This window comes from Streptomyces sp. NPDC041122 (genome assembly GCF_055592445.1).
This window is the reverse complement of the sequence record NZ_JBVIYQ010000001.1, coordinates 168,035-186,267: the sequence shown is the minus strand read 5'-3', so window position 1 is coordinate 186,267 and position 18,233 is coordinate 168,035. Positions and strand designations below refer to the sequence as shown.

At 74.2% G+C, this 18,233-nt stretch carries 17 protein-coding genes and 1 other RNA gene; 9 read left to right on the top strand and 9 right to left on the bottom strand.

What is annotated here, in order from left to right; all coding sequences use genetic code 11:
* Nucleotides 1-18 precede the first annotated feature (18 nt).
* Nucleotides 19-1,368 (bottom strand): sensor histidine kinase, encoded by a 1,350-nt coding sequence (locus ACZ6B8_RS00800; protein WP_471605863.1) that lies wholly within the window; start codon nucleotides 1,366-1,368, stop codon nucleotides 19-21.
* Between the two features lie 88 nt (nucleotides 1,369-1,456).
* Nucleotides 1,457-1,615 (bottom strand): hypothetical protein, encoded by a 159-nt coding sequence (locus ACZ6B8_RS00795; RefSeq protein ID WP_471605862.1) that lies wholly within the window; start codon nucleotides 1,613-1,615, stop codon nucleotides 1,457-1,459.
* Nucleotides 1,616-2,186: 571 nt separating this feature from the next.
* Between ACZ6B8_RS00795 and ACZ6B8_RS00790 the strand changes: the two genes are divergently transcribed.
* From ACZ6B8_RS00790 to ACZ6B8_RS00780, 3 genes are all read left to right on the top strand, one after another.
* Entirely contained in the window at nucleotides 2,187-3,041 is an 855-nt protein-coding gene (locus ACZ6B8_RS00790) for a MaoC/PaaZ C-terminal domain-containing protein (RefSeq protein WP_471605861.1), read from the top strand.
* A gap of 101 nt (nucleotides 3,042-3,142) precedes the next feature.
* Nucleotides 3,143-4,219 carry a Zn-dependent alcohol dehydrogenase gene (locus ACZ6B8_RS00785; protein WP_471605860.1) on the top strand — a complete coding sequence of 359 codons (1,077 nt, stop codon included), beginning with the start codon at nucleotides 3,143-3,145 and terminating at the stop codon, nucleotides 4,217-4,219.
* Between the two features lie 112 nt (nucleotides 4,220-4,331).
* Nucleotides 4,332-5,276, top strand: coding sequence for a 3-oxoacyl-ACP reductase (locus tag ACZ6B8_RS00780; RefSeq protein WP_471074800.1), 945 nt, complete (start codon nucleotides 4,332-4,334; stop codon nucleotides 5,274-5,276).
* A 135-nt stretch (nucleotides 5,277-5,411) separates the two neighbouring features.
* Here the strand turns inward: ACZ6B8_RS00780 and ACZ6B8_RS00775 are convergent, their stop codons facing one another.
* Nucleotides 5,412-5,585 (bottom strand): hypothetical protein, encoded by a 174-nt coding sequence (locus tag ACZ6B8_RS00775; protein WP_471074803.1) that lies wholly within the window; start codon nucleotides 5,583-5,585, stop codon nucleotides 5,412-5,414.
* A gap of 44 nt (nucleotides 5,586-5,629) precedes the next feature.
* On the bottom strand, nucleotides 5,630-7,009 hold the full coding sequence (locus tag ACZ6B8_RS00770) for a hypothetical protein (RefSeq protein WP_471605859.1): 1,380 nt from the start codon (nucleotides 7,007-7,009) through the stop codon (nucleotides 5,630-5,632).
* Between the two features lie 535 nt (nucleotides 7,010-7,544).
* On the opposite strand from ACZ6B8_RS00770, the gene ACZ6B8_RS00765 reads away from it, so the two are divergent.
* The 3 genes from ACZ6B8_RS00765 to ACZ6B8_RS00755 are packed head-to-tail and all read left to right on the top strand — an operon-like array spanning nucleotide 7,545 to nucleotide 10,484.
* A complete protein-coding gene (locus tag ACZ6B8_RS00765) occupies nucleotides 7,545-8,405 on the top strand; it encodes a Nif3-like dinuclear metal center hexameric protein (RefSeq protein ID WP_471605858.1) in 861 nt (286 codons plus the stop codon).
* A complete protein-coding gene (locus ACZ6B8_RS00760) occupies nucleotides 8,402-9,145 on the top strand; it encodes a zinc ribbon domain-containing protein (RefSeq protein WP_471076432.1) in 744 nt (247 codons plus the stop codon). The genes ACZ6B8_RS00765 and ACZ6B8_RS00760 overlap by 4 nt, the downstream gene beginning before the upstream one ends.
* Nucleotides 9,146-9,158: 13 nt before the next feature.
* Nucleotides 9,159-10,484: a bifunctional RNase H/acid phosphatase gene (locus ACZ6B8_RS00755; RefSeq protein WP_471605857.1), complete on the top strand. Its 1,326-nt coding sequence runs from the start codon at nucleotides 9,159-9,161 to the stop codon at nucleotides 10,482-10,484.
* A 36-nt stretch (nucleotides 10,485-10,520) separates the two neighbouring features.
* Here ACZ6B8_RS00755 and eda read toward each other — a convergent pair whose 3' ends face one another.
* Both eda and yaaA read right to left on the bottom strand, forming a co-directional pair.
* Nucleotides 10,521-11,192 carry a bifunctional 4-hydroxy-2-oxoglutarate aldolase/2-dehydro-3-deoxy-phosphogluconate aldolase gene (eda, locus tag ACZ6B8_RS00750; protein ID WP_471605856.1) on the bottom strand — a complete coding sequence of 224 codons (672 nt, stop codon included), beginning with the start codon at nucleotides 11,190-11,192 and terminating at the stop codon, nucleotides 10,521-10,523.
* 148 nt (nucleotides 11,193-11,340) lie between these two features.
* Nucleotides 11,341-12,147, bottom strand: coding sequence for a peroxide stress protein YaaA (gene yaaA / locus ACZ6B8_RS00745; RefSeq protein ID WP_471605855.1), 807 nt, complete (start codon nucleotides 12,145-12,147; stop codon nucleotides 11,341-11,343).
* 519 nt (nucleotides 12,148-12,666) lie between these two features.
* On the opposite strand from yaaA, the gene ACZ6B8_RS00740 reads away from it, so the two are divergent.
* A complete protein-coding gene (locus ACZ6B8_RS00740; protein WP_471605854.1) occupies nucleotides 12,667-14,112 on the top strand; it encodes an RNB domain-containing ribonuclease in 1,446 nt (481 codons plus the stop codon).
* Here ACZ6B8_RS00740 and ACZ6B8_RS00735 read toward each other — a convergent pair.
* The gene (locus tag ACZ6B8_RS00735; protein ID WP_471605853.1) at nucleotides 14,094-14,705 is read right to left on the bottom strand and encodes a hypothetical protein; all 612 of its coding nucleotides are present in this window, start codon (nucleotides 14,703-14,705) and stop codon (nucleotides 14,094-14,096) included. The genes ACZ6B8_RS00740 and ACZ6B8_RS00735 overlap by 19 nt on opposite strands.
* Entirely contained in the window at nucleotides 14,702-15,532 is an 831-nt protein-coding gene (locus ACZ6B8_RS00730; protein WP_471605852.1) for a MerR family transcriptional regulator, read from the bottom strand. Before ACZ6B8_RS00730 ends, ACZ6B8_RS00735 begins: the two co-directional genes overlap by 4 nt.
* Nucleotides 15,533-15,690: 158 nt before the next feature.
* On the opposite strand from ACZ6B8_RS00730, the gene rnpB reads away from it, so the two are divergent.
* Both rnpB and ACZ6B8_RS00720 read left to right on the top strand, forming a co-directional pair.
* Nucleotides 15,691-16,095: RNase P RNA component class A (gene rnpB, locus ACZ6B8_RS00725), an RNA gene on the top strand.
* Between the two features lie 209 nt (nucleotides 16,096-16,304).
* Nucleotides 16,305-17,717 (top strand): DEAD/DEAH box helicase, encoded by a 1,413-nt coding sequence (locus tag ACZ6B8_RS00720; protein WP_471605851.1) that lies wholly within the window; start codon nucleotides 16,305-16,307, stop codon nucleotides 17,715-17,717.
* A gap of 33 nt (nucleotides 17,718-17,750) precedes the next feature.
* Here the strand turns inward: ACZ6B8_RS00720 and ACZ6B8_RS00715 are convergent, their stop codons facing one another.
* A complete protein-coding gene (locus ACZ6B8_RS00715; RefSeq protein ID WP_471074832.1) occupies nucleotides 17,751-17,969 on the bottom strand; it encodes a response regulator transcription factor in 219 nt (72 codons plus the stop codon).
* Between the last annotated feature and the right edge of the window lie 264 nt (nucleotides 17,970-18,233).

Sequence of the window (18,233 nt, the reverse complement as noted above, 5' to 3'; positions counted from 1 at the left end):
GGACAGCCGCGCGGCCGGTCACCGTGCGGTGGCCGTGGGAGAAGCCGTCGGGCCCCGGTCCGAGTCCGGGTCCGGGCTCGCGTCGGCCGGGAGGGCCTCGGTGACCGGGAGCGTCGCCGTGACGCGGAAGCCGGTGCGGGGAGCCGGGCCCGAGGTGAGGGAGCCGCCCGCCGCGGCGAGGCGTTCGGCGAGACCCTTGAGGCCGCTGCCCGGCATGCCGGAGCCCGGTGTGCTGTCCGGCGGGCCGGAGTCCACCCCGTGCCCGTCGTCCGTGACGATCAGGCGGGTCCGCTCGGAGGTGCCCGTGACCTCGATCTCGCAGTGGGCCGCGCCGGAGTGCCGTACGACGTTGGTGGCGGACTCGCGGACCACCCAGCCGAGGAGAGCCGCGGTCTGCGGGGCCAGCGGCGGGCCGGACTGGCGGACGACCGTGCCGATGCCGGCCGCCGCCAGCAGGTCGCGGGCGCGGTCCAGCTCCGTGGCGAGGCTGCCCTCCCGGTAGCCGGTGACGGCCTCGCGGATCTCCGTGAGCGCCTGCCGGCCGACGGACTCGATGTCGGCGACCTGCCCGAGCGCCGCGTCCAGGTCGCGCGGCGCGAGGCGGCGGGTCGCCTCCGCCTTGACCACGATCACGGAGAGCGTGTGGCCGAGCAGATCGTGCAGGTCCCGGGAGAAGCGGAGGCGCTCCTTCTCCACGGCGGTGCGGGCCAGTTCCTCGCGGGTGTCGCGCAGTTCGCGGACCGCGTCGGAGAGGGAGAGGATCGCGGCGGTCACCATGGTGGACAAGAACGTGCCGTAGGCGACGTTCACCGCGCCCCAGCCGTCCCTGAACCCGCCGATGACGCCCGCGAGCGCGCTCAGGGACAGCCCGATCGGCCCGAGGCCGCGACCGCGCACGACGGCGCCCACGGCGAGGCCGAGCAGGGGGAAGAAGAGCAGCCAATTGCCGCCGTATCCCGCGGCGAGCCCCACGGTCAGCAGGCCGAGCGCGACCAGGGCGACCAGCGTGGAGCGGTCCCCACGGCGGTGTTTGTCGAAGGCGCGGAACGCCAGGAAGACGTAGAGGGAGTTGAAGAGGAGGATCCCGATGCCGCCGATCCAGGGGTTCGGGGTCTCGCCCTGGACGAGGTGGGAGACCGCGCCCATGCCCATCAGCAGCCACGGCAGCAGCGCGAAGCCGGTCGGCGGCGGCCCGAACCGCTCGGCCTCCGTCCTGGAGCCGCACCCCTTCCGCCGGGCGGCCTTGTCCCGCCGGTACTCCGCCTTCCACTCGTCGCGGGCGCGCTTCCACTCGGCACGGGCGGCCTGCCACTCGCGCACGCGGCGGCGGATCCCCCGCCTCCCGGACACGGTCTTCTCCCCGGACATCGGCGTTCCCCGTCCTCGTTCCCCTTGCGCGGTGTGCATGGTGTGCATGCTGTGCGCGGTGTTCACGGCGTGCGTGCGTCGCACGGCGTCAGGCGGCCGCGGTGCGCGCGGATCGCCGGTACGAGACCACAGCGTACGAACCGGACGCCGGCAGCCGGCACCGCAGTACGGCGACCGTGGCGAACCCCGGCACGCCGCCCTCGGTCACCCTGACCCCGAGCCCGGCGAACCGGTGCGTGGGCGGCACCGTCGAAGGTGACGGCGGGCCCGGCCCCGGGGCCCGTGCCGCCGGTGCCGATGCCGGTGCCGGCGTCAGTGCCGGTCTCAGTGCCAGTGCCGGGTGTCTGCGTCATGCCACGACGGTACGCATCCGGGGCGGGGCGGCGGCAGAGCCGGCCGTACGGACTCGACCGGTACAAATGTCACTGCCGGGGCCGGTGTCTTCCTCCGCCCCCAGCTGTCTTCCTCCGCCCCGCCCGTCTTCTTCCTCCGCCCCCGCCCGGCCGCCTCCTCCGCCGTCCGACGGCACCGACCGCCGGGCGGTGACGCTTAACTGACGTCGCGTCAGGAGACTTCACAACTCCTCCGGCCTCGGCTATACATGGGTGCGCCGGACTGGAACGCGTTCTAGAACCGGGCGGGCCCCGCGGGCCCGCCCTCCGGCCCAGATGCGACCTCGGTGCGGCCGACGGTGCGGACGGTCGCACCGAGGTCTTGACCAACGCGACGCGCTGCGTGTGCGCCGTCCTCGATCGGCTGTCCTCGATCAACGGAACGCACCGCGTACGCCGCCGCCGGCCTCAAGGAGCTGCCACCACATGCCCATCGACGCCGAGAAGGCCGTGGCCGCCGAGCCGCGGTCCGCCGAGATCGCCTGGGACCACAAGGACGTCCAGCTCTACCACCTGGGCCTCGGCGCCGGACGGCCCGCCACCGACCCGGCCGAGCTGCGCTACACACTGGAGTCCCGGCTGCACGTCCTGCCCAGCTTCGCCACCGTCGCGGGCGCGGGCATGGGCGTCGTCGGCGGTCTCTCCGCGCCCGGCGTCGAGGTGGACCTGGCCGCGGTCCTGCACGGCGGCCAGAGCGTCACGCTGCACCGCCCCATCCCCGTCAAGGGTGAGGCCGTCAGCACCGCCCGGGTCGCCGCGGTCTACGACAAGGGCAAGGCCGCGATCCTCGTGCTGCGGACCGAAGTCGCGGACGAAGAGGGGCCGTTGTGGACCAGTGACGCACAGATCTTCGTGCGCGGCGAGGGCGGTTTCGGTGGCGAACGGGGCCCCTCCACCCGCCTCCCCGCCCCCGAGGGCGACCCGGACCTGGAGGTCGAGCGGCCGATCCGCGAGGACCAGGCCCTCCTCTACCGCCTCTCCGGGGACTGGAACCCGCTGCACGCCGACCCCGAGTTCGCCGCCCTCGCCGGTTTCGACAGGCCGATCCTGCACGGCCTGTGCACCTACGGGATGACCCTCAAGGCCATCGTCGACACCCAGCTCGACGGCGATGTCACGCGGGTGCGCGGGTACGGCACCCGCTTCGCGGGGGTCGTCTTCCCCGGCGAGACCCTGCGGATCCGCATGTGGCGGACGGAGGGCCGGGTGCAGGCCACGGTCACCGCCGTGGAACGGGACGACGCGCCGGTCCTCGCCGACACCGTCGTCGAACACGCCTGACCCGTGGAACACGCCCGGCGCGTCGAACACGCCTGAGTCAGCCCGGGCGCCCCCGCATCCGCTCGGGCCCGCCCGGATCTCCGTACGAGAGGAGCCGCACCATGCGCGCAGCCGTACTGCACGAGACAGGCCAGGACAAGCTCGAAGTGCTCGACGACGTCGAGACGGCGGGCTTTGGACCGGGCAAGGTGAAGATCCGGGTCCGGGCCACCGGGCTCTGCCACTCCGACCTCTCCGCGATGAACGGTGTGCTGCCGCAGCCCGCCCCCTTCATCCCCGGCCACGAGGGCGCCGGCGAGATAGTCGACGTCGGCGACGGCGTGAGCGGCCTCGCCCAGGGCGACCGGGTGCTGCTCTGCTGGCTGCCCGCCTGCGGCGCCTGCCCCGCCTGCAAGCGCGGCCAGACCCAGCTCTGTCTCGCCGGGTTCATGAACGCCGGCACCCCCAACTTCAAGCGCCCCGGCGGTGACGTCTTCGGCTTCGCGGGCACCGGCACCTTCGCCGAGGAGGTCGTCGTCGACGCCGGGTGCGCCGTGCCGATCCCCGACGACGTGCCCTTCGACATCGCGGCGCTGATCGGCTGCGGGGTGACGACCGGGCTCGGCGCGGCGATCAACACCGCTGATGTGGCGGCCGGTTCGTCGGTGGCCGTCGTCGGCTGCGGCGGCGTCGGCATCTCCGCGATCCAGGGCGCCCGGCTCAAGGGCGCCGCGCAGATCGTCGCCGTCGACCCGGTCGCCTCGCGCCGGGAGGCGGCGCTCAGGTTCGGCGCCACGGAGGCGGTCGGCCCCGACGAACTGGCCGACACCAAGCAGCGGATCACCGCGGGCGAGGGCTTCGACTACGTCTTCGAGGTCGTCGGCAAGTCGGCCACGGCCCGCACGGCGTACGAGACGACGCGGCGCGGCGGCACGCTGTGCGTCGTCGGCGCCGGGGCGATGGACGACCACCTGCAACTCAACATGTTCGAGCTGTTCTTCGACGAGAAGCGCATCCTGCCCTCCATGTACGGCGGCGGCGACGTCCTCACCTCGTACGAGCGGGCCATCGCGCTCTGGCGGGCCGGCCGCATCGACCTGGCCGGACTGATCACGCACCGCGTCCAACTCGCCGAGATCAACGAGGCGTTGGACCAGATGCGGACGGGCGCGGCGCTGCGCACCTGCATCGAGATCTGACGACGGCCACAGACGACGGCCGCAGACCACGCCCACAGACGAGGGCCACGGACGAGGGCCACAGAAAACCGCCGCATCCAGCCGGCTTCCGCACCGCTTCGAAGGGACTTCGATGTCACTGCCACTTGACGGTCTGTCCGCGATCGTGACCGGCGCGGGCCGCGGGCTCGGACGCGCCGAGGCGCTGGAACTGGCCCGGCTCGGCGCGAGCGTCGTCGTCAACGACTTCGGGCAGCCCGGCCGCGACGGCTCGGGCGAGGCGTCGGCGGCACCCGCCGAGGAAGTCGCCGCGGAGATCCGGGCGGCGGGCGGACGGGCCACCGCCCACACCGGCGACGTCGCGGACCATGAACAGGCCCGCGCGCTCGTCGAGACGGCGATCGACGCCTACGGGAAGCTCGACATCCTGGTCAACAACGCGGGCATCCTGCGGGACCGGATGATCTTCTCGATGAGTGAGGCCGAGTGGGACTCGGTCATCCACGTCCACCTCAAGGGCCACTTCAACACGACCCACTTCGCCTCGGCACACTGGCGGGAGCGCTCCAAGGCGGCGGGCGGCCCGGTCTACGGCCGGATCGTCAACACCTCTTCCGAGGCGTTCCTCGCCGGTTCGGCGGGCCAGCCCAACTACGCGGCGGCGAAGGGCGGCATCGTCGGCCTGACGACGTCGACGGCGCTGGCCCTCGCCAAGTACGGGGTGACGGCCAACGCGATCTGCCCGCGTGCCCGTACGCGGATGACCGAGGACGTCTTCGCCGGTTTCGCGGAGCCGGCGGACGGCCGCCTCGACCCCCTCGCGCCCGAGCACGTCGCCCCGCTCGTGGGCTATCTGTCCTCGCCGGCCGCCGCCAAGGTCAACGGCCAACTGCTCGTCGTGCACGGCGGGATGGTCGCGATCGTCGAGCGGCCGAAGGTGGCGGCGAAGTTCGACTCGGCCAAGGAGACGTTCACCTTCGACGAGCTGGACGAGGCGATCTCCCCGTACTACGCGGACCGCCCGCCGCACGAGACGTTCGCGGCGGCGGAGGTGCTCGGGCTGAAGCGGGGGCAGTAGCGGGGCAGTGACGTGTACAAAGGGGTCTCGCCCCGGTACCGCTCGTGACGGCTCAGGGGCGAGACGTTTCTGCAGTAATGCGGTTCTGCGGTCATGCAGTTCTGCGGCCTGCGGCATGTCGCCGCGACGTGTGGCTCAGGACTGGTGGTCCTGCCTGCGGTGCCGCCCCCGCGGCGCCGTCGCCTCGTCGTGCTCGGCCACCGGGCCACGGTGCCTGCCGGCCCCGTTCCCCGCGCCGGTGGGCGCGGTCGATGCCATCTGCCGTGCGGTGTTCTGCTGTGTCTGTGTGACGGTCTCGGTCGTCGTCAAGCCATTCACCCCGTAGTGAAGATCGTTCGTACAGCCGGGCGAGTCTAACCGCCCGCCTGCCGCCCCCCTAGGGGTGCCTGTTGCAGGGGTACGGGGCGTGGGGCCACCGGCGCCGGGGGATCCACCGGGGTCGGTGGCGGGGAGGCGGACGGGGCGGCGGGGCCGGGTACCGGGGCCCCGACGCCGACGGGCGAGGCGTCGGTTCCGGCGTCGGCTCCGGCCTCGGTTCCGGTCTCCGTTCCTGTGCCGGTGGCGGGGGTGACGGCCGGGGGAGCCGCCGCGGCGGCCGTCGGCGCGGGCATGGTCATCCTGGCCACCCCGCACGGCGTCGCCGCCGTCGCGTAGGGCAGGCAGAGGGTCCCTTCCGGGGTCCACCAGCCGGATCCGGCCAACCACCCTTCGGGGGCGGGGAGTTGATGCAGCTGCCGGTCGGCGGGGCGCCAGAGCCCGAGCCAGGTGCCCCCGCAGGGGCCCCCGCCGGGACCGCGGCCGGTGCCACCGGGGCTTCCGTCACCGCCGTCGCCCCGGCCCGCCACCGGCCCGTCGATGCGCAGCGCCACCGCGCACGACTCCGGCGTCAGCACCTGGCCCGGCTGGACGGCGAACGGCGTCACCGTCAGCCCCGGCAGCCGCAGACACTCGGGAAACCGCACCGGCCGCGTACCGCCGAGGACGCCCCAGCCGAGCCGCCGCGTGCCCGGCGCGTCGGAGTGGATGAGGAGCAGTCCGCTGCCCGCGTCGGCCAGCAGCAGCCGGTCGTCGCTCTCCTCGGAGATCTGCAGCAGCGGGGAGACCTCGCCGCCGCGCTCCAGGTCCACCGCCACCGTCTTGGTGCGGCCGTCCAGCTCCCGGTCGAGGGCCAGCATGCGGTCCGTGCCGTCCAGCCAGACACCGCCCGAGCAGCGGCCGGGCACCGCGGCGAGGTGCTCGGGCCCGAAGGAGCCGCCCGCCACCAGCCAGATGTCCGAGGATCCGGCGCCGGGGGCCAGCGCGTACGCGCGGGTGCCGCCCGGCGCGGGCGGCAGCAGGCTCAACTCGCCGCACTCCACGGCTCCGAGCGGCACCTCGCCGGTGCCCGGGCCCGTCGGGTAGAGCAGGGTGAAGACGTGCCGCTCGCCCACCACGCGGTGGATGAGGACCCGGCCGTCGCCCATCGGGAGCACCTCGGTGGACGGTTCCTCGGGCTGGTTGCCGGGCAGCGGCACCGCGTACGGCTCGTGGGAGCCGAGGGTCCAGCGCTCGGGGTACCAGGAGTCCGGGGCGCCGGCGGTGCGGGCGAGGCGTGCCGCGTACGAGCCGTCCGCCGCGATCGTGCACCCCGCGGGGCGGGCGGGCACGCGGACGCGGATGGGGGCCTGGGCCGGGGGCCGGGCCGGAGTCTGGGGCCGGGCCTGGATCGGTGGCGGCGCTGGTGGCGCAGTCATCGTGGGTGTCACCTCCGGCCCCGAAGCTAGTTTTCGTCCGCACTGACGTGGCATCGACGGGCGTCCGCTTCACACAGAAGGGTGGCGATGTCCGGATTCGGCTGTGGGAGGAGGGACGTTTGTGCTGCGCCCCGGCAGGAGCGCGGAGAACCGCGCAGCACCTGCGGTGGCCGGCCTGAGCCCTGTCAGGGGCGCGGGGAACTGCGCGAGCAACCACCGAGGAGCTGCGGTGGACCGGCCGTCCTGAGCCTCGTCGGGGGCGCGGGGAACTGCGCGAGCAACCACGGGGGACCCGCGGTGGACCGGCCGTCCTGAGCCCTGTCAGGGGCGCGGGGAACTGCGCGAGCAACCACCCAGCACCCGCGGTGAGCCAGCTGGCCTCAGCCCCGTCAGGGCCGCGGGGAACTGTGCGAGCAACCACGCAACACCCGCAGCCGCGTCCGCCGCACACACCCCGGGGGCCCGCTCGGTAGCAGCCGCGTAGCGCTCAGTAACGCACGACATGCCGAGCGCAGCGGGAAGGTAGCCTTTCTCCGTGCCCCGTCTGTCTGAAGTCATCGCCGCGCTCGACGCCCTGTGGCCCGCCGATCTGGCCGAGAGCTGGGACGCGGTCGGCACGGTCTGCGGAGACCCCGAGACGGAGGTCTCCCGGGTGCTCTTCGCCGTCGACCCCGTCCAGGAGATCGCCGACGAGGCGGTCGCGCTCGGAGCCCAGCTCCTGGTCACCCACCACCCCCTCTACCTGCGGGGTACGACGACGGTCGCGGCGTCCACCTTCAAGGGCCGGGTCGTCCACGACCTGATCAAGCACGACGTCGCGCTGCACGTCGCGCACACCAACGCCGACCGCGCCGACCCGGGCGTCTCCGACGCCCTCGCGGGCGCGCTCGACCTGCGGATCCTGCGCCCCCTCGTACCGGACCCCGCCGACCCGCGGGGCCGCCGCGGACTCGGCCGGATCTGCGAGCTCGAACACCCGCTGCCGCTGAGCGAGCTGGCCGAGCGCGCCGCGAAGCGGCTGCCCGCCACCGCCCAGGGCATCCGGATCGCCGGCGACCCGGACGCGCTCGTCCACACCGTCGCGGTCAGCGGCGGCTCCGGCGACAGCCTCTTCGACGACGTGCGCGCCGCCGGCGTCGACGCCTTCCTCACCGCGGACCTGCGCCACCACCCGGCGTCCGAGGCCCGCGAACGCGACGCCCTCGCGCTGCTCGACGCGGCGCACTGGGCCACCGAGTGGCCCTGGTGCGAGCTGGCCGCAGCCCAGCTCGACGAGATCTCCGACCGGAACGGATGGGGCCTTCGCGTCCACGTCTCGAAGACGGTCACCGACCCCTGGACCGCCCACGCGGCCTCCCACGCCTCTCACCACGACTCAACAGGAGCCCCCAACTGAACGCCGCGCCCGCCGACCAGATCCGCCTGCTGGACGTCCAGGACCTGGACACCCGCCTGCAGCAGCTCGCGCACAAGAAGAAGTCCCTGCCCGAGCACGCCGAGATCGAGTCGCTGACCAAGGACCTCACGCAGCTGCGTGACCTGCTCGTCGCCTCGACCACCGAGGAGAGCGACTGCGCCCGCGAGCAGACCAAGGCGGAGCAGGACGTCGACCAGGTCCGTCAGCGCGCGGTCCGCGACCAGCAGCGCCTGGACTCCGGCGCCGTCACCTCCCCCAAGGACCTGGAGAACCTCCAGCGGGAGATCACCTCGCTGGCCAAGCGCCAGGGTGACCTGGAGGACGTCGTCCTGGAGGTCATGGAGCGCCGCGAGGCCGCGCAGGAGCGGGTCGCCGAGCTCACCGAGCGGGTCTCCTCGGTCCAGTCGAAGATCGACGACGCCACGGGCCGCCGCGACGCCGCGTTCGAGGAGATCGACGGCGAGGCCGCCACGGTCGGCAAGGAGCGCGAGGTCGTGGCGGGCTCGGTCCCGGCCGACCTGCTCAAGCTCTACGACAAGCTGCGCGAGAAGGAGGGCGGCGTCGGCGCCGCCAAGCTCTACCAGCGGCGCTGCGAGGGCTGCCGCCTGGAGCTCAACATCACCGAGGTCAACGAGGTGAAGGCGGCGTCCCCCGACACCGTGCTGCGGTGCGAGAACTGCCGCCGCATCCTGGTCCGTACGTCCGAGTCCGGCCTGTAGGGGACCGCCCGTCATGCCGTCCGAGCGGGAGTTCATCGTCGAGGCCGACGGCGGGTCGCGGGGCAACCCGGGGCCTGCGGGGTACGGCTCGGTCGTCATCGACGCGGCCACGGGGGAGACCCTCGCGGAGGCCGCCGAGTACATCGGCGTCGCGACGAACAACGTCGCCGAGTACAAGGGTCTGGTGGCCGGCCTCAAGGCGGCCCACCGACTGGACCCGGACGCCTCGGTGCACGTCCGCATGGACTCCAAGCTCGTCGTCGAGCAGATGTCGGGCCGCTGGAAGATCAAGCACCCCGACATGAAGCCGCTCGCCGCCGAGGCCGCGGGGATCTACCCCTCGTCCCGGGTGACGTACGAGTGGATCCCCCGCGCCCGGAACAAGCACGCGGACCGGCTCGCCAACGAGGCGATGGACGCGGGCAAGAGCGGCGAGCGGTGGTCGCCGTCGGGGTCGACGGCGGAGCTCGACGCGCGGGCGGCCCGCGCGGCGGCGGACCCGGAACCCGCGGGGCCCCCGGGTGACGCGGCGGCGGGGGCGGCGAAGGTGCGGGCGGGGCTGGCTGCGGCGAGTGCGGGTGCGGGTGTCGGCGCCGGTACGGATACGAGTACGAGTGTCGGCGTCGGAGTTGCCGCGGCCGAGGCCGAGGGTGCTGACGTCCGGGCCGCGCGCAGCGCCGCCGTTCCGCCGGTCGGCTGGGCCGCGCCCGCCGATCTGGGCGCCCCCGCGACCTTCGTCCTGCTGCGGCACGGCGAGACCCCGCTGACCCCCGAGAAGCGGTTCTCCGGGAGCGGCGGCAGCGACCCGTCCCTCTCCGACGTGGGCCGGACGCAGGCCGAGCGTGCCGCCGCCGCCTTCGCCGCGCGCGGCACGATCCAGGCGGTCGTCTCCTCACCGCTCAGGCGCTGCCAGGAGACCGCGCGCATCGTCGCCGCCCGCCTCGGACTCGACGTACACCTCGACGAGGACCTGCGCGAGACGGACTTCGGCGCCTGGGAAGGGCTGACCTTCGGCGAGGTGCGGGAGCGCGGGCCGCGGGAGCTGAACGCCTGGCTGGCCTCGCCGGACGCGGCGCCGCCCGGCGGCGAGTCCTTCGCGGCGGTCGCCGACCGGGTCGCGGCGGCGCGCGACCGGCTCGCGGCCGCGTACGCGGGCCGCACGGTCCTGCTCGTCACGCACGTCACGCCCATCAAGACGCTGGTGCGGCTCGCGCTCGGCGCGCCGCCGGAGTCGCTGTTCCGCATGGAGCTCGCGGCGGCGTCGGTGTCGGCCGTGGCGTACTACTCCGACGGCAACGCGTCGGTACGGCTCCTCAACGACACGTCGTACCTGCGCTGACGCGGTTCGCCGACCGTCAGCCGTCCTTGCCTGCCGTCAGCCGTCCCGGCGGAGGGACGCCGCCTCGCGCGCCAGCGACTCGACGCGGGCCCAGTCCTTGGCGGCGACGGCGTCGGCGGGGAGCATCCAACTGCCGCCCACGCAGCCGACGTTCTTCAGCGCCAGGTACGAGGGGGCCGAGGCCGGGGTGATGCCGCCCGTCGGGCAGAAGCGGGCCTGCGGCAGCGGCGCGCCGAGCGACGTGAGGTAGGCCGTGCCGCCGGCGGCCTCCGCGGGGAAGAACTTCATCTCCCGTACGCCGCGTTCGAGCAGTGCCACGACCTCCGAGGTCGTCGAGACGCCCGGCAGGAACGGCACGCCGGAGCCCTGCATCGCGTCGAGCAGCGTGTCCGTCCAGCCGGGGCTGACGAGGAAGCGGGCGCCGGCCGCCACGGAGTCGGAGACGTTGCGGGCCGTGATCACGGTGCCCGCGCCGACCACCGCGTCCGGCACCTCGGCGGCGATGGCTGAGATCGCGTCGAGCGCGACGGGGGTCCGCAGGGTCACCTCGATCGCGGGCAGCCCGCCCGCGACGAGGGCGCGCGCCATCGGCACGGCGTCGTCGAGGTCCGACACGACGACCACGGGGACGACGGGGGCGAGGTCCAGGACGGAGGCGGGGCCGGAGTCGGGGGCGGACGCGAGGTCGGGGGCGGGGGAGGAGGTCATGGAGGCATCCTGCACCGGGGGGAGCAGCATGCGCAAAGCCCGTTGCGCATGCTGCAACGCGACGTTCGATGTGGTGCCGGCCCGACCCGGCCCGGCCCGGTGGGGGAGGTGTCGCCGCCGTGTCAGCGGTTCCCGTACGGCCGCGGCGTCAGTGGATCTCGCGTACGACCACGTCGAGGGCCCACGGCTTGCCGGCCTTGGCCGGGGCCTGCGCCTCGACCACGTGCCCCAGGTCCCGCAGCGCCTCCACGAGCTCGGCGGGGTCCTTCGGCTGGGCGCCGGTGGCCAGCAGCGAGCGGACGATGCGTCCCTTGGTCGCCTTGTTGAAGTGCGAGACGACGGACCGCTTCTCGGCGCCGGTCCTCTCGTCGAGCTGCGCGTGCAGCACGCGGACGGTGGCGGTCCGGCCGGCCACGTCGCCCTTCGGCTTCCACGCGGCCGCGTAGGCGGACGACCGCAGGTCGAGGACGAGGCCGTCGCCTGCCGCCTCGGGCATCACCTCGGCCATCGGCGCCCGCCAGTACGCGCCGAGCGCGCCGAGTCCCGGGAGCTTCACGCCCATCGAGCAGCGGTACGAGGGGATCTTGTCGCTCACGCCGACGGCGCCCCAGAGGCCGGAGAAGACGAGCAGCGAGCGGGTGGCGCGGCGCTTGGCGGCGGCGTCGAGGCTGGCGAGGTCGAGAGCGTCGTAGAGGACGCCGGTGTAGATCTCACCGGCGGGACGCGCGCCGGCGGTGCGCAGCTCGGCGTTCTTGGCGACCTCGCCGCGCAGGCCTTCGCTGAGCCCGAGGACGGTGCGGGCCTTCTCCTCGTCGGCGGCGCACAGCTCGACGAGCTCGTCGAGGACGGCCTGTCGCGCGCCGGCGAGCCCGGGAAGCGAGAGGGACTCGGGCTTGAGCGGGGTACCCCGTCCGGAGGGGGCCTTGCCTTCGGACGGCGGCAACAGGACGAGCACGATCGGACTCCTTGGACGGTACGGGGGGAGGGGGTGCGGCCCCTGCGAAAGGGTACGGGGGCGTGGGCGGCTGCGCTTTTGGTCGGGGCGCGGGTTCGGGTGCGTTGTGGGCTGGGGTCTGCGCCTGGGGTTCGTCTGTGGGTGCGGGGCCGCGGGGGTATGTGCGTACTCGCTATCCACTGTTCGCCACGCCTCGCGGACAACATTGCTACAGCGTGCTCGGTGCTCCGTGCGCACATACCCCCACGTCCCCTCCCGAGCGTGTGCGGCTGCGGCCCGGGGGTGCCATTGGCCCCTACTCCCACCCTGCGTCGCGGGGTGAACGGGTGGGTGGGTGGGATGCATCCGCCGCGGAGCGGCGGGCCTGTTTGAAGCGGCACCGGAACAGACCGCCAGAGGAGAGAGTCCCCCCAGCCCCCCCCAAGACCCAGCCCCCAGCCCCGCCCCCCCCCGGGCAGAGCCCCGGCACGGGGCCCCAGGTATCCGCCCAAGCCCGGCGCATGCCATACGCTCGGGAACATGCCCCGCCGCCACCTCCGCGTGACCGGCGCAGCCGAGGCCGCCCCCCTGCGGGCCGCCCTGCGCGCCCTGCGTACGGAACTCGACGTACCGGAGGATTTTCCCGCCGACGTCCTCGCGGAAGCGACCCGCGCCGCCGCCTCCCCCCGGCTGCCGGCGCACGACGCCACCGGCCTTCCCCTCTTCACCGTCGACCCGCCCACCTCCGTCGACCTCGACCAGGCCATGCACCTGGCACGCCGTGAGGCCGGCGGCTACCGCGTGTCGTACGCCATCGCCGACGTCGCCGCGTACGTCACCCCCGGCGGTCCGCTCGACGCGGAGGCGCACCGCCGCGTCACCACCCTCTACTTCCCCGACGAGAAGGTGCCCCTGCACCCCACCTCCCTGAGCGAGGGCGCCGCCAGCCTCCTGCCCGGCCAGACCTGCCCCGCCGTCCTGTGGACGATCGACCTCGACACGGACGGCCGCACCGAGCGGACCGACGTGCGCCGCGCCCTCGTCCGCAGCCGGGCCAAGCTCGACTACGACGGCGTGCAGAAGGCCGTCGACGACGGCACGGCCGAGGAGCCCCTCGCGCTGCTCGCCGTCATCGGCGCCCTGCGCGAGCAGCAGGAGGCCGACCGCGGCGGCATCTCCCTGGACGTCCCTGAGCAGGAGATCGTCGAGCGCGACGGAACGTACGAACTCGCCTTCCGCGCCCCGCACCCCGCCGACGGCTGGAACGCGCAGATCTCCCTCCTCACCGGCATGGCCGCGGCCGACCTCATGATCGCCTCCGGCACCGGCATCCTGCGGACCCTGCCCACCGCCCCGGACGGCGCCGTCGCCCGGCTGCGCCGTACCGCCACGGCCCTGCACATCGACTGGCCGCACCACGTCTCGTACGCGCGCCTCGTGCGGTCCCTCGACCCGCGCCGCCCGCACCACGCCGCCTTCCTCCAGGAGTGCACGACGCTGCTGCGCGGCGCGGGCTACACCGCGTTCGCCGGCGGACGGATCCCCGAGCTGACGACCCACGCCGCCGTCGCGACCCCGTACGCCCACTGCACCGCCCCGCTGCGCCGCCTCGTCGACCGGTACGCCTCCGAGCTCTGCCTCGCCGCCTGCGCGGACGAACCGCCCCCGGAGTGGGTGCTCGCCGCCCTGGACCGGCTGCCCAAGGAGATGGCGGACGGCACCCGGCGCGGCAACACCGTGGAGCGCGAGTGCGTGGACATCGTCGAGGCCGCGCTGCTCGAGGACCGGGTCGGGGAGATCTTCGACGCGGTGGTGGTGGACGTGAAGGACGCCGAACCGTCCGTCGGCACCGTGCAGTTGACCGATCCCGCGGTGGTCGCCCGGATCGAGGGCGGTCCGGCGAAGCTGCCCCTGGGGGAGCGGCTGCGGGTCCGGCTCGCGCAGGCGGACCCCGGTACGGCGAAGGTTCAGTTCGCTCCCGCGTGAGGGCGGGCGAGCCGTTCGCGCAGGGCGGCTAGGAGCCGCGCGGGCTCGTCCGCGTGCAGTCGTACCGTCGTCACCTCGCGCCGCCCGCCCAGGAAGCCGACGGCGGTGACCGGCTCGGTCAGCTCCAGGGTGAGCGAGGTCGTCGAGGCCACCGGCAGGTCGAGCACCCCCTCGGCGGGCTCGTGCGTGAACCGTCGCTCCGCGCGTGCGCCGCCGACCACCGCCAGCGGTATCCGCAGGTCACGGTGGGCGCCCTGGCGCACCCGGAGCGCGTCGGGCGAGAGGACGTGCGGCCGGGTCACGGAGGCGGCGTGGATGCCGAGCATCAGGACCACGCCGTAGACGTCGAGGACGAGCGTCACCATGTGGAGGGCCGGCCAGTTCCGCAGCAGTACGGACATCCCGTACGCCTCGACGACGCAGACGAAGGTCAGCCCGTACATGACGGCCGCCTGGTCGCGGGCGTGCCCGAAGGCCCGGTCGGCCGGCCCGCACACCCCGTGGACCCGCCGGGCCGGCCACCTCACGAGGCTCGCCAGGACACGCAGTTCATGCCCGACGAGCCGCCGGACGAACAAGGGAACGAAGCTCATCGCGCATCCCTCCCGCGCCGAGCGAGGAGGGCCATCGCGCGGCGTACGGCCTCGGCCTGCGCGGGCGCGAAGTCGGCGAAGAAGGCGTCGAGGAACCCGTCGTCGCGGACCGAACGCCCCTCGGCGAAGGCCTGCGCGCCCTCGCTGCCCAGCTCCGTCAGGAGCGAGTCGGGCAGGGCGGCGCAGAGGGTCCGCGCGGCCTCGTCCACGACGACCTGCGTGCGGGGATCCGCGAGGTCGGCGTCGGCGAGCGCGTCGAGCCGCCCGTACGCCGCGTGGGCACGCTCGACCGCTCCCGGCGAGCCGAGGGCCGGGCGCAGCGCGGTGAGGAAGGCGTCCCGGTCCTCGGGCGACGCGGTGGTGTCGAACAGCGCGAGGAACTCACGGTCCTTGGCGGCCATCGCCGACTCCGCCCCCTCGCGCCCGGCCGATGCGCGCTCCATCTCCCGGAAGAAGTCGGCGAGTTCGGGGGAGACGGGACCCTCGCACGAGATCCCTCCGCGCCCGGCCTCGTCGAGAAGCGACCGCAGCCGCGCCCGCCGCTCACGGATGGCGGTCTCCTGCCGGGCGAGGTCCGCGTCCAGCTCGGCGAGAACCTCGGCGAGGTCGCGCCCCGCGTCGTCCGCGAGTACGTCCCGCACCTCGGCGAGCCCGAGCCCGAGCTCGGTCAGCCGCCGGACACGAGCCAACGCGACGGCGTGCCGCAGCCCGTACGACCGATACCCGTTGGCCCGCCGCTCCGGCTCGGGCAGCAGGCCCAGGTGGTGGTAGTGCCTGATGGCACGCGTGGTGACGCCGACAACGGCGGCGAGCTCTCCGATCCGCATGGGCCCAGTAGAAACGTTGACGCTGCGACAAGGTCAAGCGCGGGCGACCCGCCCGAGTCGGCCCCTGCCCGCCCCTGGACGCCGTGGGCCTGACCGCACGCGCCCCGGCCGCGGGGCGGGGTGCGGGACCCGGCGGGTACCATGGTGCGCACGGCAGACGAGCCGTGCGGGCGGTCGCGTGAAGGCTCCTTCGGGAGGCTTCCCGAGGAACGTCCGGGCTCCACAGGGCAAGGTGGTGGCTAACGGCCACCCGGGGTGACCCGCGGGACAGTGCCACAGAAAGCAGACCGCCCCGCGCTCCGGCGCGAGGTAAGGGTGAAACGGTGGTGTAAGAGACCACCAGCGCCTGAGGTGACTCAGGCGGCTAGGTAAACCCCACCTGGAGCAAGGTCAAGAGGAGCGCCGTGAAACGCGCTCTGCGCGGACGTTCGAGGGCTGCCCGCCCGAGTCCGCGGGTAGACCGCACGAGGCCGGCAGCAATGCCGGCCCTAGATGGATGGCCGTCGCCGCGACGTCCGCGAGGACCCGCGGTACAGAACCCGGCGTACAGCACGGCTCGTCTGCCCCACCCGCTCCGGCCCCGGCCGGGGCACCCAGGCGATCTCCGGCTCCGGCCGGGGCCGCCCGGGGGACCTCGGCTTCGGCCGGGCACCCAGCGTCACCCCGGCTCCGCCGGGCACCCAGCGTCACCGGGCCCGCTCGCGGGGCCACCACCTGCCGGGCCTTCCTCGGTACGTTCCGTTCCGTTTCGTTCCCTCCGCGGAAGGCTCCCATGACCCACCCGGACCGCCCCGAGGCCGCCGCGCCCCGGTCCTTCGCCGACCTGGACCTGCCCGCCGCCCTCCTGCGCACCCTCGACGCCCTCGGCGTGCGTGAGCCGTTCCCGATCCAGGCCGTCACCGTGCCCAGCGCCCTCGCCGGGCGTGACGTGCTGGGGCGCGGGCGGACCGGGTCCGGCAAGACGCTCGCCTTCGGGCTGCCGCTGCTCGCGCGTACCGCGGGGCGCCGCGCCGAGCCCAAGCAGCCGCTCGCCCTCGTCCTCGTGCCCACCCGCGAGCTCGCCCAGCAGGTCACCGAGGCGCTCACCCCGTACGCCGAGGCGCTCCGGCTGCGGCTCGCCACCGTCGTCGGCGGCATCTCCATCGGCCGCCAGATCGCCGCGCTGCGCGACGGCGCCGAGGTCGTCGTCGCCACCCCCGGCCGTCTGCACGACCTGATCGAGCGCAAGGCCTGCCGCCTCGGCCGGGTCCGGATCACCGTCCTCGACGAGGCCGACCAGATGTGCGACATGGGCTTCCTGCCGCAGGTCACCGAGGCCCTCGACCAGGTGCGCCCCGACGGCCAGCGGCTGCTGTTCTCGGCCACCCTGGACCGCGACGTCGACCAGCTGGTGGAGGGCTACCTCCGCGATCCCGTCGTCCACTCGGTCGACCCGTCCGCCGGCGCCGTCACGACGATGGACCACCACGTCCTGGTCGTCCACGCCCCCGACCGGTACGCCGTCACCACGGAGATCGCCGCCCGCGACGGCCGCGTCCTGCTGTTCCTCGACACCAAGCACGCCGTCGACCAGCTCACCCGGCACCTGCGCGCCAACGGGGTGCCCGCTGCCGCCCTGCACAGCGGCAAGTCCCAGCCGCAACGCACCCGCACCCTCGCCCAGTTCAAGGACGGCCAGGTCACCGCCCTGGTGGCGACCAACGTCGCGGCCCGCGGCCTGCACGTCGACGACCTCGACCTCGTCGTCAACGTCGACCCGCCGACCGACCCCAAGGACTATCTGCACCGCGCGGGCCGCACCGCCCGGGCCGGCGAGTCCGGCCGGGTCGTCACCCTCGTCCTCTCCGGCCAGCGCCGCGAGACCGGCCGGGTGCTGACCGAGGCCGGCGTGGAGCCGGCCGTCATCAAGGTGCGTTCCGGCGAGGCGGAGCTGAGCCGCATCACCGGGGCGCGCCGCCCGTCCGGCACCCCGCTCGACGGCGGCCCCGCCGCGGCCCGCCCCAAGAACACCAACAAGCCCTTCCGCGGCCTCGGCACCAGCAAGGACGGCTCCCGCGGCGCCGGCGGCGCGGAGGGGGCGGGCGGCTCGGGAGGCGGCGCTACGGGCGGGAAGTCCCGCAAGAGCTCCGAGGCCCGCAAGCTCGCCGAGGCCCGCCGGGCGGCCCGGGTGCGCCGCGGGGGCTGACCCGGCCGCACGGATCCTCCCGGGGGACGGTCCCTAGCACTCCTCGCTGCGGCTCAGATGGATCAGGTGAGCCACCGTGGGAGCGGTGCGCTTGCTGCGGATACGGCGCAGATAGGTGCTCACGGTGTGCACGCTGATGCCCAGGCGTCTGGCGACCTGCTTGTGCGAGAGGCCTGCCGCGATGTGGGCCAACACCTGACGCTCCCTGTGGGACAACGCCGGTGCGTTCTGCGGGCGCCGGTCTACTGGCATCTTCCCTCCGGGAGGGACTGTCAACACGTACGGCGGCTGTGGCCGCAACGTGATCTAACCACGGTCGTGGAGAAACAGAAAGGAAACCCCGCGTACCCAGGGGAAATGCGTGGCTACTGAGCGCGAACCGGGCGCGATCTGCGATGTCAAGTCCCCAATTCGAGGGACTGTGGGCGCGCTTCGGGGCGGGTGAGTGTGAAGGCGGTCTCGGCTGAGCGCAGCCGTGCACGACCCGAATGGCAGCAGCCCGGCCCGGACCAGGGG

Coding starts and splice junctions, on each gene's coding strand:
- ACZ6B8_RS00800 (WP_471605863.1), bottom strand. CDS start 1,368: ATGTCCGGGGAGAAGACCGTGTCCGGGAGGCGGGGGATCCGCCGCCGC.
- ACZ6B8_RS00720 (WP_471605851.1), top strand. CDS start 16,305: ATGACCCACCCGGACCGCCCCGAGGCCGCCGCGCCCCGGTCCTTCGCC.
- ACZ6B8_RS00780 (WP_471074800.1), top strand. CDS start 4,332: ATGTCACTGCCACTTGACGGTCTGTCCGCGATCGTGACCGGCGCGGGC.
- ACZ6B8_RS00730 (WP_471605852.1), bottom strand. CDS start 15,532: ATGCGGATCGGAGAGCTCGCCGCCGTTGTCGGCGTCACCACGCGTGCC.
- ACZ6B8_RS00740 (WP_471605854.1), top strand. CDS start 12,667: ATGCCCCGCCGCCACCTCCGCGTGACCGGCGCAGCCGAGGCCGCCCCC.
- ACZ6B8_RS00715 (WP_471074832.1), bottom strand. CDS start 17,969: ATGCCAGTAGACCGGCGCCCGCAGAACGCACCGGCGTTGTCCCACAGG.
- ACZ6B8_RS00735 (WP_471605853.1), bottom strand. CDS start 14,705: ATGAGCTTCGTTCCCTTGTTCGTCCGGCGGCTCGTCGGGCATGAACTG.
- ACZ6B8_RS00770 (WP_471605859.1), bottom strand. CDS start 7,009: ATGACTGCGCCACCAGCGCCGCCACCGATCCAGGCCCGGCCCCAGACT.
- ACZ6B8_RS00785 (WP_471605860.1), top strand. CDS start 3,143: ATGCGCGCAGCCGTACTGCACGAGACAGGCCAGGACAAGCTCGAAGTG.
- ACZ6B8_RS00790 (WP_471605861.1), top strand. CDS start 2,187: ATGCCCATCGACGCCGAGAAGGCCGTGGCCGCCGAGCCGCGGTCCGCC.
- eda (WP_471605856.1), bottom strand. CDS start 11,192: ATGACCTCCTCCCCCGCCCCCGACCTCGCGTCCGCCCCCGACTCCGGC.
- ACZ6B8_RS00755 (WP_471605857.1), top strand. CDS start 9,159: ATGCCGTCCGAGCGGGAGTTCATCGTCGAGGCCGACGGCGGGTCGCGG.